This window comes from Amnibacterium flavum, from assembly GCF_003097495.1.
Classification (GTDB): Bacteria; Actinomycetota; Actinomycetes; order Actinomycetales; family Microbacteriaceae; genus Naasia; species Naasia flava.
Genome location: NZ_QEOP01000005.1, coordinates 28,048 through 41,509 on the forward strand (window position 1 = coordinate 28,048; position 13,462 = coordinate 41,509).

Genomic DNA, 13,462 nt, shown 5'->3' on the forward strand with positions numbered 1-13,462 from the left:
TCATGGCAATGGCACCGGCCGGCTGCGCAGGAGACGGCTCGTTCCCGCGGCCGCCTGCAACACGCTCACGCTGTCGTTGACGGCGCCACCATCAAACTTCTGCATCGACAATTGGTCGGGAGGAAATCCGACACTGTTCCACGCCGTGTACGGCTCCGTCCTCGGGGCTCCCTTGGCGGCGAGATTCAGCCTGCTGTCGCGGAGAGCTGGATGTACGACGACTCCCTCGCGAGCTGACCCTAGAGATCAGAGGCGGGCACTAGTTTACGGAGGCATGGGATGCCGACGCCGTGGTCATGCATTCGTCATCGGCGAATACTGCTGGCTCTGGCTCAACCGTCTCGGTGACCCTACGCTGCTGACGCAGAACCGGTATCCCTCACGACCGTACCCCACTGCCACACGGACCGAGGGATCGAGACGGCCCGCCACCTGCTCGCAGGGCTGACCGAGTACTGGCGCTCCTTCACGAACCAGAGCATCCTCATCTTCTACGGGTGTCTGCCGAGCAGCAAGCCACTGGGACGCACGTACACCTCGGACTACTTCGCCTATGTGAAGCAGCTCCGATTCCACGAACCGTTCACCGACTATGTGGGCGAGGCATTCAAGCCGGTCGGGGTGCACATCAACCTTTGGCAGCGCCAGTTGCAGGCGGGCTCGGTCCAGAGCCAACACGTGATGATCTGCAACGACAGCGCTGAGGACCGAAGGGACTCTGCACCTGACCTTCGACACGGCCGATGGAGAGTTCGAACTCGAGAGTAAGCCCATCCGACTGAAGGCGATCGGGCAGATCACAGTCCGTCTGACCGTCACGCTGCCGCCGCAGGGCAGGCCAGGCATGCTTCGGGCCAGTGCGGTGACTACGGATGGCGGCTCCACGCCCAGCCGGCGATGGATCGAACTCACCGCAGAGGTCGTCGAAGCCCAGCATCGAAGAGACGGCTACCGCGCAGTTCCAGTAAGGCGTCAGGGCAGCGCGGACGACTGAACGGTCGTTGGCGCGCTCCTCGCCCGACATGACGATGCCGTTCCCACGCACGTGCGGGAACGGCTTCGTTGTTCAGAGGCCGATGGAAGAAGTGCTAGCTGCCAGCTGCCGCTACTCTCACGAACTTCACGCACAATGGCGTGCCGGTCTCCACCTGATCGGATGTGGGCGTCAGAGCACCGGTGATCGGATCGACGTCGAAGATCGTCAGGCTGTCGGAGTCCTGGTTCGCAACTACCATCCGGCGTCCTGAGGGATCGAGCGCGAAGTTACGGGGCTTCCGGCCGAGGGACGACTGGTGTCCGACGAGGGAGAGATGCCCGGTCTCGGCGTCGATGCTGAAGGCCGCGATGCTGTCGTGCCCCCGATTCGATCCGTAGATGAAGCGCCCATCCTCGGAGATGTGAAGATCGGCACTGTCGTTGGCTCCGGTGTAGTCCTCGGGCAGCGTCGACACTACCTGGAGCTCCTTGAAGGTGCCGTCGACCGGGTCGAACTCCAGCGCCACGATGGTGGACGCTATTTCGTTGATCACGTACGCGAAGCGGCCGCCCGGGTGGAACGCGAAGTGCCGGGGCCCCGATCCGGGAGCAAGGCTGAACGAGGGGGTTTCCGCGGGGTGCATCTGTCCGGTCACTGCATCGAATCGGTACACGAGAAGCTGGTCGATGCCGAGGTCTGCCACGATGACGAAGCGGTTGTCGGGAGTCACCTGGATGAAGTGCGCGTGAGACTGCTGCTGACGCGGCTCCGGGCCTTTGCCCGCGTGGGCGTAGCTGGAGATGGGGCTTCCGAGGCCCCCGTCAGGGCGGACGGGGAATGTTGCCACCACCTGGTCGGGCAGCTTGTCGTCGTCCTCGGCGCACCATGAGTAGTTCGCGACGAGAGCGTACTTGCCCGTCGTGTCGAGACTGACGTAGCAGGTGATGCTCCCGAGGGTTGCCTGCTTGTTGATGTAGCGCAGAGTGCCGGCCGCCGGGTCAAGCTGATAGGCGGTCACGATGCCCTCGTTCCAGCCCCAGACCTCGCTGACTGCGTAGACCACGAGGCTGTCCTCGTCCACATACATGAAGTGCGGGTTGTCGGTGCCCTCCTTCTCAGAGAGGAAGGTGAAGCGCCCCGTCTCCTCGTCGTAGTCGTAGACGGCGATTCCTTTGCCGTTGGAGGCCTCGAAGTAGGGCAGCTCACGGTTGGAGGAGCTTACCAAAGCCAGTGTTCGCACTGTGCTTCCTTTCTCAAGAGAGGGTTCGGGTGTCGAGTGGTCAGGCGTCGAGATCCGCGCGCGAGATCGCACTCGGCACCTGGTGGTGGGGCGGGAAGTTGAAGACACGTGCGGCGGCTCCACCATCCACGGGGATCGTGGCACCGCTGACGAAGCTGGCGTCGTCGGAGAGCAGGAAGCGGACGACATTCGCTACCTCGATCGACTCGCCGAGTCGATTCAGGGGGTGTAGCGCAGAGAAATCCCGTTCGAGCTGCTCGCCATCCGGGGCATCGAGCAAGGCCTGCGCCAGCATCTCCGTCTTGATGGCTCCAGGGGCCACAGTGTTGACGCGGATGCCGAGATGCCCGTACTCAGCTGCTGCGTAGCGGGTGACCGCCTCGATGCCGCCCTTGGTCGCGTCATAGGCCGGCGTGCCCGGGAACCCCGCGCGCCCGTGGATGGATCCCATGTTGACGATCACCCCCGGCGTAGCGGTGCGGATGAACTCGCGCAACGCGGCGCGAGTGCCGAGAAGCGTGCCCCGGAGGTTGGTGCGAAGGGTTGCGTCGATCCGCTCGTCAGAGATGAGATGCAGTGGAACGTCCTCGAGGACGCCAGCGTTGTTGACCCAGCCGTGGAGCGTTCCCAGCTTCGCCGCCACCCGCGCCGCTTCCTCCCCTGTGGTCGAGTCTCCGACATCTCCGACAACCCACTCGACATCATCGGGCAGCTCGGCGACCGGAGGAGTCCGGGCCACGCCCACTACCGCATAGCCGTGACTCTGAAGGTCGGAGAAGATCGATGCACCGATTCCGCTCGATACTCCGGTTACGACGACTACCTTCTTGCTCATTCGGTCACTTCCCGTTCCTGTATGGTGGTCCGCCCCCCATGAGTCCGCATGGATCGGGGCGCCGCTTGGCGGCCGCGGCGATGGCCGCGACCGCCAAGCGATATGTGTAGGGCTAGAGCCCGAGCTGATCGGCCGTGTAGAAGCCGGACTCGACGAGCACGGGTTCCACGTCCGCCTTCGTGACGTTGCGAAGGCCGAACAGCATGGTCGGCACCACCTTGGCGCCGTTGTCATAGTCCTCCGTGTTGAGCTCCACGTCGGTCTCGCCGTCGTCGAGGACATCCACGACCAGATCTCCGGTGGCCTTCGCGAGGTCGCGCCAGTCATCGAATGACGATGAGTACTGCTCGCCGGCGAGGATCGCCTTGACGGAGTCGAGTTCAGCGTTTCCTCCGGTCACGATCGACCAGTCGGAGCCGACGGTATAGCCGGCACCCTGGAGGGCAGAGATGATGCCGCGGCTCAGACCGTCGTAAGGGGTCCACACCGCGTCCAGGTGAGCGTTGTCAGCGTAGTGAGCGGCGAGGATGTCCTCCACCCGACTCTGCGCAAGCTCGCCATCCCAGTTCGGAGTGACCGTCTGCTCGAAAGTCGTCTGTCCCGAGCGAATGGTGATCACTCCGTCGTCGATGAACGGCTGAAAGACGTCGAAGGCGCCCTTGTACATGTACTGCGTGACGTTGTCCGTGGGACTGCCGTTGACGATCTCGATGTTGAACGGGCCCTTCACGTCGGTGGGGTTTCCCTCGGCATCGAGTACTCCAAGCCCCTGGAGCACAGCCGTCGCGTTGTCCTTACCGTTGAAGTAGTAGTCAAACGTGGCGTAGTAGCTCACAGCGGTGGTGTCCGTAATAAGCCGGGTATAGGCGAACACCGGGATATCCTGAGCCTCCGCATCTTCGAGGACGGACGTGAGAGCCGATCCGTCGACCGAGGAGATCACCAGCGCCTTGACGCCCTTCGCGATCAGGTTCTCGATCTGATTGACCTGGGTCGGCACGTCGTTGTTCGCGAACTGGACCTCGGTCTCATAGCCGGCATCATCGAAGATGCCGGTCATGATGTCACCCTCCTTGATCCACCGTTCGTTGTCGCGAGTGGGCATGGAGATTCCGATGGTGCCGGCATCGCCGCCGCCACCTCCGGATGAGCTGCAGCCGGTGAGAGCGGCGGCAGCTGTCAGCGCTACCACCACGAGTGCGATCGATCGTTTCACTGTGTCATTCCATTCTCTCAGTGCGTGACGCCGGTGTCGGCGCACATCGAACGGCTCACGCGCGGGAGCGCGCAAGTCGACGCTTGTTCCAGAAGTCGAAGCCGACTGCGGCAAGGAGCACGAGCCCCTTTACGGTCTGCTGCCACTCGGTGCCCAAGCCCAAGATGGACATGCCGTTGTTGAGCAAGCCGATGACGACTCCACCGATGACGGCTCCTCCCACCGTGCCTGCGCCGCCCTGGATGGCCGCACCGCCAACAAAAGCCGCAGCGATGGCTTCGAGCTCGAAACCGGTTCCGGATGACGGATTTGACAGGTTGAGTCGTGCCGTGAATACCAGTCCCGCTAGTGCAGCTAGGACGCCCATGTTGACGAAGATGAGGAGGTCGGCGCGCTTGGTCTTGACACCACTGAGTTCGGCCGCCCGGCGGTTGCCGCCGATCGCATAGACGTGCCGCCCGAACGCTGTCCGGCGGGTGAGAACCGTGTAGATGATGACGATGAGGACGACGATGATCAGGATCACGGGAATGCCCTTGTACCGAGCGAGTGCAAACCCGACGAAGAGCAGTGCCCCAAGTTGGATGACCAGCTTCGTCAGGAACCAGGCGAAGGGCTCGTCCGCTCCGTTCAGCCGGAGTCTCCTCTTCCGAGATCTGACTGCGGCTAGTGCGATCACTGCGGCCGCGAGGACGAACACGCCGACCGTGACCGGATCAGTTTCGTACTCCCCCGCCAGGTCGGTGAGAAATCCGTTGCCGAGTGCTCGGTAGCCCTCCGGGAACGAGCCGATGTTGTTTCGGCCGAGTACAACCAGCGTGAGGCCGCGGAAGGTGATCATCCCGGCCAGCGTCACGATGAACGACGGGACCCCGACGTATGCGATCCAGAACCCCTGCCAGGCACCGATGAGACCGCCGACTGCTAGAGCAAGGACGATCACGATCGGCCACGGGATGCTCCAGTACGCGATCATCACGCCTGCGGCTGCTCCCACGAACCCAGCCACCGAGCCCACCGAGAGATCGATGTGTCCGGCGATGATGACCATCACCATGCCGACCGCCAGGATGAGGACGTAGCCGTTCTGGGCGATGAGGTTCGAGATGTTCGCATCCCGGACCACGGTTCCGTCCGTGAGGAAGGAGAAAAGCGCGACCACGATGACGAGGGCTACCACCATGCTGTTGCGTCGCAAATCTCGCAGGATCATCGGCGCGAAGCCGTAGGCCGGCCGAGTCTTGACGCTTGCCTGCTTGTCGTCGAGTGTCATCGCATTTCCTTGGTCATGAGTTGCATAAGGGATTCGGGGCTGGCCGTGCGTGCGGGCAGTTCGCCGCTGATGCGACCTTCGCTCATGGCCATGATGCGGTCAGCCATGCCCAGCAGCTCTTCGATCTCCGAGGAGATGAGCAGGACGCCCACCCCGCGTGACGCGAGATCGTTGATTGCGGAGTAGATCTCGTACTTGGCTCCGACGTCCACTCCACGGGTTGGCTCATCGAGGATGAGGACTTTGGGGTCTGTGAGCACCCAGCGGCCGAGGAGAGCCTTCTGCTGGTTCCCTCCGCTGAGCGTGCCGATGGCCACGGAAGGGTTTGCGGCGCGGATGCCGAATCGCGACATCAGCTTCTTCACAACCCCCGCCTCGAGCTCGTCATCGATGAAACCTCGGCGGAGGATCTTCTTGAGTCCGACGATGGTCAGGTTGTTGCGCAGCTCGGATCCGAGGTCGAGACCAAGTTGCTTGCGGTCCTCTGTCACGTAGGCGAGCCCTGCACGGATGGCGTCCGGCACGGTAGGTGTCGACACCTCGAGGCCGCCGATACGAAGATGGCCGCTCGGCTTGCCTCCAAAGGATCGGCCGAAGATACTCATGGCGAGTTCTGTTCGGCCAGAACCGACAAGTCCGCAGAGTCCGACGATCTCGCCTGCTCGAATCGAGAGATTCACCCCGCTGATCCGCTCGGGGTCCTCGAGCGTAGGGACCGTCCAGTCCTTGACGTGCAGGACTTCTGCGCCCATCGACACTTCGCGCGGGGGGTAGCGGTGCTCAAGGTCTCGACCGACCATGCCGCGGATGATGCGCTCTTCTGTCGCCTCCTCGATGGTGAGAGTCTCGACGGCGGCGCCATCTCGGATGACTGTGACACGGTCCGCGATGCGGCGGACTTCAGCGAGTTTGTGACTGACGAGGATGCAGGTGGTCCCCTCACCTCGCAACTGGGCGATGATGCCGAGCAGGTGATCGGAGTCGTCGTCGTTGAGAGCCGCCGTAGGCTCGTCAAGGATCAAGATCCGTACATCCTTGGCTAGGGCCTTCGCGATCTCGACGAGCTGCTGCTGACCGATCCCCAGGTCAGCGGCGGGTCGTCCTGGTTCGACCGCCAGTCCTACTCTGGCAAGCAGGGCACTGGTCCGCTCGTGGGCCTCTTCCTCTTTGAGAAGCATGCCGCCGGTCAGCTCGTGTCCGAGGAAGATGTTGTCGGCGATGCTCAGGTTGCCGCAGAGGGCCAGCTCCTGGTGGATGACGACGATTCCTTGGGCTTCGGCTGCACGCACGCCGTTCGGCTCGTATGGTTCGCCATGCAGTGTCAGCCCGCCCTCGTACCAGCCGTGCGGCAAGATGCCACCCAAAATGCTAATGAGGGTCGACTTTCCCGCGCCATTCTCGCCGCAGATGGCATGGACCTCGGCCCGGTTCACCTCAAGGCTGATGCCTTTCAGGGCGATCACACCCGGGAAGCGCATGGTGACGTCATGCAGCGCGAGGGCAGGCACTCCGGCCTCAGCGGCCGTCATTGGCAACCTGCCGACCGGAACATCGACCGGACCCTCGGGCCAGCCGTCTGGCTATCCAACATCATTGGTGTCCTTCCAGCGCTCGCAACACCGCGAGCGAGTTGACGGTAGCAGATTATCCATATGGTGATTAGCAATTTCACGATATGAACTGGCCACATCAAACTGGAGCATGCATAAAGAGTGAGGTGAGTGGCTCAGCGACGAAGCCAGCCACCATCGACGTCAAGGTTCGTTCCTGTCACATAGCTGGCGTAGTCGCTGAGTAGGAAGAGACCCGCCTGAGCAATCTCCTCCGGGCGCCCGGTCCGACCTAGGGGCACGTTGTTATCGATGATGCGATCAATCTCGGTGTTCTGGACGCTGCCGCTGACGAGCGGCGTCTGGACGATCCCCGGCGAGAGCGCGTTCACTCGGATGCCCGCGGTGGCGTAGGTCTTCGCGAAGCCCTTGACCATCGAGACCATGCCCCCCTTCGTGCTCGCGTAGACCCAGGAGCCGGAGATGAGTCCGAGGTTGGCCGAGACGGACGCGACGAGTACCGCCGAGCCCGTCTTTCCTTGGCGGCTGAGTGCTTCGCAGAATGCGCGGGTGAGGAACCACGAGCCTTTCTGGTTCACGTTGACCTGGAAGTCCCAGTCCTCTTCAGTGACATCGCTGGGGCTCGGCCTGCGAACAATGACGCCGGCCGCGTGGAAGAGGTGTGTCGCCGATTGCGCCTCGTCGATGATCCGCTCATGGTCGGACACCTTGGCCAGGTCCGCCTGAACTATCGAGACCTCTCCCGCCGTCTCCTGCCGGATCTCATCCTGTGCATGCTCCAGTCCGCTGGCATCCCGATCCACCAGCACGACCTTCATCCCCGCTTGGCTCGCCTCTCGAGCCGTGACTCGGCCAATGCCTGACGCTGCGCCCGTGATGATAATGGTGCGGCCTGGCAGGCCGGACGCGGGAGCCCAAGCACGCTCACTCGACATAATTCACCCTTCTGTTCCTCTCAATCGAGGTTGACTGCTGCGCCCGAGGCCCCCGTCGTGGCCAGCAGCTTTCGACGCTCGGCTCGACGCTCGGCCTGCCGGTCGGGGTCAGCGGTGGGCGCGGCGAGCAGGAGGCGACGCGTGTAGTCATGATCGGGGGCCGTCGTGACTTTCCCTGTGGGCCCGCTCTCGACTATCTCGCCGCGGAACATGACCGCGACGCGATGGCTGATATGACGGACGACGGACAGGTCATGTGTAATGAACAAGTAAGCCACACCGGTTTCGCGCTGCAACTCAATGAACAGATCTAATACGCGAGCCTGGGTGGTCAGATCGAGCGCTGAGACTGGCTCGTCGCAGACGATGAGTTTGGGGCGCAGCGCCAGTGCGCGCGCGATCGCCACTCTCTGGCGCTGGCCGCCGCTGAACTCTCGGGGATACCTCTGAGCAGAGTCCGTCGGCAGCCCCACCCGATCCAGAAGCTCCAGCACTCGTTTGCGGGCATCGGCTCCTCGGATACCCTGAGCGATCAGCGGTTCGGACAGCGTGTCAGCCACCTGTAGCGCTGGGTTCAGCGATGTGTACGGATCTTGAAAGACGACTTGGACATCCTTGGCGAGCCGGCGCCGTTCTCCGGAGGGCAGGTGCGTGATGTCCTCACCTTCGAACTTAATGGAGCCGCCGGTCGGCTTGGCCAGGCCGAGAACGGCGCGACCAATGGTCGTCTTGCCCGAACCGGATTCACCGACGAGTCCGACCGTCTCGCCTGCGGCGACATTGAGCGAGATCCCCTTGAGCACTTCGGGCATCGTTCGCCGGAATCCTCGTCCTGGATATCGCAGTCGGAGATCGTTGATTTCGAGGATCGAGTTCACGAGACACCACTTCCCATCGGTGACGCCGGCGCGTCGGAGCGCGTGGTCTCCTCGTCGAGGATGGCCGCGATCAGTTCCTTCGTGTAGGTCTGGGAAGGAGCATGGAAGATGTCCCGGACGGCACCTTCCTCCACGAGCTCGCCATTTCGCATGACGACCACACGGTCGCAGAGGTCGGCGACAACGCCGAAGTTGTGGGTCACGAGCAGTACTCCCATGCCCAGCTCTCGCTGCAATTCGCGCAGCAGGTCCAGGATTTCCGCCTGGACGGTGACGTCCAAGGCGGTGGTCGGCTCGTCCGCTATCAGCAGTTTCGGCCGGGACACGACCGCGCCCGCAATCAGTACTCGCTGCGCCATGCCGCCGGAGATCTGATGCGGATAGGCCTTGAAGGTCCGCGGCGGATCCGGAATACCTACCCGCTCGAGCAGTGCGAGGATGGCGGCCTTTGCCTCCTTCCGAGGCATCGTCCGCTTGAGCCCCTCCATCAGCTGGCTCCCGATGGTGTACGAGGGGTCCAGGTTGGACATGGGCTCCTGCGGCACGTACGAGACAACACCGCCGCGCAGATTGCGCTGCGCAGCCCCATTCCCGTCGAGGAGGGAGTCACCGGCCACGCGAAGCTCGTCCGCGGAAACCCTGGCCTCCTTGGGGAGCAGTCCGAGGATGGAGAATGCGGTCTGCGTCTTGCCCGAACCCGACTCTCCCACCAAACCGACGATCTCTCCTGGGTTCACTTCGAGGTCGAGTCCGCGGACGACTTCGCGTTCGGACCCATCGGTGGACGGGTAGGCCACGCGCAGATTGCGTACGGTCAGAAGCCCTCCCTCACCCCTGTCAGGCGTAGCGGCTGAGACGGCGCTGCTCTGCGCGCCGGGAGCCGCCATTGGGACCGCCTCCCCTACCAGCCGTCTGGTCCGGCGGCGCTTGCGCCCCGCCTGCGGACCAGCCAGCACATCGCGATAGGCGTTTCCCAGCAGCACGAGCGCCCCGTTAAGAAGCGCGAGAAATACCGAGGGCCAGACGAGCTGCACGGGCTGTCCGTAGATGTTGAGGAAAGCGTCATTGGTCATAACGCCGAAGCTCGGCACCTGTGTCGAGCCAAGTCCAAGGAACGCGAGTCCGGCTTGAACGCTGATGGCGGCGCTCGCCATGAACGCAGCCGAGATGATGATCGGCCCCCGCACCACGTAGAACACGTGGCGGGAGATGATCCGTCGGTTGGATAGCCCCGAGACCCGCGCGGCATCGACGTAGAGCTCGTTGCGGACGCCGACGACGAGATTGCGTACCAAGCGGTAGATGCCCGGAGCCAGAAAGAAGCCGAAGATGGCCATCGTTATCTGATATGCGCCGCCGGTCAGCGGGGTGAGGACGATGACCAGCACGAGGGCAGGAAACGTCATCAGCAGGTTGAAGACCCACGATGTCGCAGCATCGGTCCTCTGGCCGCGGTAGCCGGCAATGAGACCGAACACCGTGCCGATCAGGATGGCGACCGACGCGCCGATGAGCGCCGAGATGACCGAGACGTTAATCGAAGACAGAGCGCGCGCCCAGATGTCGCGGCCGTACTGATCCGCACCAAGCGGCCAGCCCGGCGTTCCGGGCGGCGCGTTGATGAAGTCGAGGGACGTGAAGTTGGGACTGTGGGTTCTGAGGACCGGTTCGAGCAGTCCAAGCACGACGACGACGGCGAGCACGAGCAGCGAGCCCAGCCCCATCGGCTTCCGGAGAAGGCGGAGGAACGCGCCCGCCCGTCTTGTCTCGGCGCCGCCTTCGACGGCTGCCGGAGTGGTCGTGTCTGAGGGGTCGTATACCGACATCAGGTCCTCACCTTCGGGTTGAGCCAGCCCTGCAACACATCGACGAGCAGGTTCACGATCACGACGAGGACCACGCTGAAGAGCGTCACACCTAGCATCGCGGGCAGGTCGCCCTGAATCGTGGATGTGAACGCGAAGGTGCCGTAGCCGGGGAGGGCAAAGATCTTCTCAATGAAGAGAGACGAGCCGAACATCGTGATGAAAAGGAGCGAGAAGGTCGTCAGCGCGGGACCGGCGGCGTTGCGCAGCGCATGTCGGAAGAGGATCGACGCCTCTGACGACCCTCTGCTCCGAAGACTGCGGATGTAGTCGCGACTCAGTTCGTCGATCATCGAGCCGCGGATCTGCGCCGCCAGGGAGGCGATCCCTCCGATGGCCAGCACCACTGCCGGAAGGATCACCGAGAGGAACCACCCCACCGGAGATTGAGCGAAGGGAACGAACCCGATGGCCGGCACGAGCCTGAGCGCGATCGCGAAGACGTAGACCAGGACGATGCCGAGCACGATCGCAGGGAAGATATAGGAGAACGTCGCCACCGATTGGAGCAGGGTGTCGAGCCATCCGCCTCGAGCGGCGGATGCAATGCCAAGAACGGTGCTCAACAGAAGGGTAATGATCGAGGCGACCAGGACGACGGAGAGAGTCACCGGCAGACGGCTGGCCAGCGCACTCGCAATGGGCTCGCTCGTGAAGTAAGAGGTGCCGAGGTCTCCGGTCAGGACCCCGGTCAGCCAGGTCCAGTACTGCTGGAGGATCGGCTGATCGAGTCCGAGCTGCGTGTTGAGTAGATTTACCTGATCCTGGGTGGCGCTCGGCCCCAGAATGTTGCGCGCAACGGGGATGTTGGCCCCGTAGGTGAGGAAGAAGGTCGCAGCCGTCACCACGAAGATAAGGACGAGACCAGCGCCGAGCCGGCGCAGAAGGAAGACGATCACGGTGCTCCAGTCAGGAGTGATGACGCGGGGACCGAGGGCCCCCGCGTCATCCTTCGGCAAATCAGTTAGCGGGAGCCCACGGCTTCAGCGACGGGTAGAAGGTCTTCGCCGGCGTGTAGGTGACCTTGTCGGACGCCACCCACGGTCCCGCCGTGTAGAAGATTGGCGCGAACCACGCCTCCTTCACGAAGTATTCGTTCACCGGCGCGAAGGCGTCCGCTGACTCAGAGGAGTTCGCTTCGGCGATGAGCGCCTCGTACTCAGGCGAGGTGGAGTTGAAGGGGTTGAAGATCGCCGTGGTGGCACCCCTCACATCTACGGAGTCGGCCGAGCGGAACGCGTTGAACATGAAGTACATGCCGTAGTTCTGCGAGAAGACCTTGGTGAGGAAGTCCTGGAACGGCACCGTCTCCCACGTAACCTGGATGCCAATGTCGCCCAGTTGCTGGGAGAACGTCGGCTCGTAGGGTGTCGAGAGGAACGTGCTCGGCATGGTCACTGCGAAGCCGTCGGCATAGCCCGCCTCCGCCATGAGCGCCTTGGCCTCTTCGAGGTTGTAACTGTACGTCTCGTTGAGCTCGTCGCTCCACGCACCGCCGTTGGGGTTCACCACCTGCTCTGTGGGGTGAAGGCTGCCGACCTGCAGCTTCTCGGCGATCGACTCGCGATCGATCGCCAGGTTGATGGCCTGCCGCACGCGGACGTCCTTGAGCGCAGGAACGATTGTCCCTTCACGGTCCGCCAGCCAGAGGACACCAAGACCGTTGGCATTGTTGGATCCGGATGTGTACTTCGGCTCCGGGAACTGGGCGAGCTGATCAGGCGTGTTCAGCGCGATCCAATCGAGCTGCCCGGCTTGCATGGCGTTCGTGATCGCTGTCGGATCGGCGATGATCTGGAATTGAACCGTCTCGAACGGAAAGGAGTCCGCGTCCCAGTTGTCGGGATTCTTCTTGAGGACGTAGTTGGAACCAGCGACCGATGAACTGTCGAGGATGTAGGGCCCCGATCCGACCGGCTCGAGTGTGCTGCTCTCAGCGGTCAACACATCAGGGGCGCCGATTGCGCCCGCAACGTCCGCGAGATTGGGCAGGAGAGCGGCGTCGGGCTGACTGAGCGTGAGCACGACCGTTGACTCATCCGTCGCCGTGACGTCGGAGACCGCCGTCAGGTTGGTCGCCGTGGAGGGACCTTCACGAGAGACGTTGAGCGATGCGACCACAGCATCCGCGTCAACGGGCTCTCCGTCGGTGAACTCCTGACCCTCGCGAAGGTGAAGCGTCAGTTCGGTCAGGTCGTCGTTGTACTCCCACTCCTCGGCGAGACCCTCCGTGATCTCCGCGTCCGGGGTCGTGCGGAGGAGGGTGTCGTAGACCGACAGATACATGGTCGCATCGCCGCCGGGCGCATTGCCGATCGCCCAGCTCGATGGCGGTGCCTGCGCGGACAGCCTCAGCGTCTGCTCGGCGGAGGCGGGGGGATCGTCCGTCGCCCCGCCCGAGCAGGCGGACAACGCGAAAGCGGCCACTACAACCGCGGACAGTGCCGCGACGCGCGCACCTCGAATGGAACTCATTGTGACTCCTTTGTCTGCTGTGTTCACCAGCCGGCCCACGCCCGCCCGTAGACCGCATCGACCCTGATGATGCCGGAACGATACCAGCTACTTCCACGATATGGCTACGAGTTTCGCGATATGGGTGATTGCGCGTGTTGATGACTCTGTGTAAGCGCCCGGGTGCACCTGAACACCTGCACTCATCCCGCTGCAGCG

At 63.2% G+C, this 13,462-nt stretch carries 10 protein-coding genes; all 10 read right to left on the reverse strand.

Annotated elements, in window-relative coordinates; all coding sequences use genetic code 11:
- Positions 1–1,088: 1,088 nt before the first annotated feature.
- On the reverse strand, positions 1,089–2,216 hold the full coding sequence (locus DDQ50_RS16140) for a lactonase family protein (protein WP_165829864.1): 1,128 nt from the start codon (positions 2,214–2,216) through the stop codon (positions 1,089–1,091).
- Between the two features lie 40 nt (positions 2,217–2,256).
- On the reverse strand, positions 2,257–3,051 hold the full coding sequence (locus tag DDQ50_RS16145; protein ID WP_165829865.1) for an SDR family NAD(P)-dependent oxidoreductase: 795 nt from the start codon (positions 3,049–3,051) through the stop codon (positions 2,257–2,259).
- A gap of 112 nt (positions 3,052–3,163) precedes the next feature.
- Entirely contained in the window at positions 3,164–4,267 is a 1,104-nt protein-coding gene (locus DDQ50_RS16150; RefSeq protein WP_240614478.1) for a substrate-binding domain-containing protein, read from the reverse strand.
- Positions 4,268–4,322: 55 nt separating this feature from the next.
- The gene (gene mmsB / locus DDQ50_RS16155) at positions 4,323–5,540 is read right to left on the reverse strand and encodes a multiple monosaccharide ABC transporter permease (protein ID WP_116757837.1); all 1,218 of its coding nucleotides are present in this window, start codon (positions 5,538–5,540) and stop codon (positions 4,323–4,325) included.
- Positions 5,537–7,069, reverse strand: a complete 1,533-nt coding sequence (locus DDQ50_RS16160) for a sugar ABC transporter ATP-binding protein (protein ID WP_116757838.1) — start codon at positions 7,067–7,069, stop codon at positions 5,537–5,539. The genes mmsB and DDQ50_RS16160 overlap by 4 nt, the downstream gene beginning before the upstream one ends.
- Before the next feature lie 197 nt (positions 7,070–7,266).
- Positions 7,267–8,046, reverse strand: coding sequence for an SDR family NAD(P)-dependent oxidoreductase (locus DDQ50_RS16165; RefSeq protein WP_116757839.1), 780 nt, complete (start codon positions 8,044–8,046; stop codon positions 7,267–7,269).
- Positions 8,047–8,066: 20 nt separating this feature from the next.
- A complete protein-coding gene (locus DDQ50_RS16170) occupies positions 8,067–8,858 on the reverse strand; it encodes an ATP-binding cassette domain-containing protein (protein WP_116757840.1) in 792 nt (263 codons plus the stop codon).
- Between the two features lie 62 nt (positions 8,859–8,920).
- Positions 8,921–10,750 carry a dipeptide/oligopeptide/nickel ABC transporter permease/ATP-binding protein gene (locus DDQ50_RS16175; protein WP_116757841.1) on the reverse strand — a complete coding sequence of 610 codons (1,830 nt, stop codon included), beginning with the start codon at positions 10,748–10,750 and terminating at the stop codon, positions 8,921–8,923.
- Complete coding sequence (locus tag DDQ50_RS16180; protein WP_205663685.1) at positions 10,750–11,748, reverse strand: ABC transporter permease; 999 nt, start codon at positions 11,746–11,748, stop codon at positions 10,750–10,752. Before DDQ50_RS16180 ends, DDQ50_RS16175 begins: the two co-directional genes overlap by 1 nt.
- A 1-nt stretch (position 11,749) precedes the next feature.
- Positions 11,750–13,264, reverse strand: a complete 1,515-nt coding sequence (locus DDQ50_RS16185) for an ABC transporter substrate-binding protein (protein ID WP_116757842.1) — start codon at positions 13,262–13,264, stop codon at positions 11,750–11,752.
- Positions 13,265–13,462: the final 198 nt, after the last annotated feature.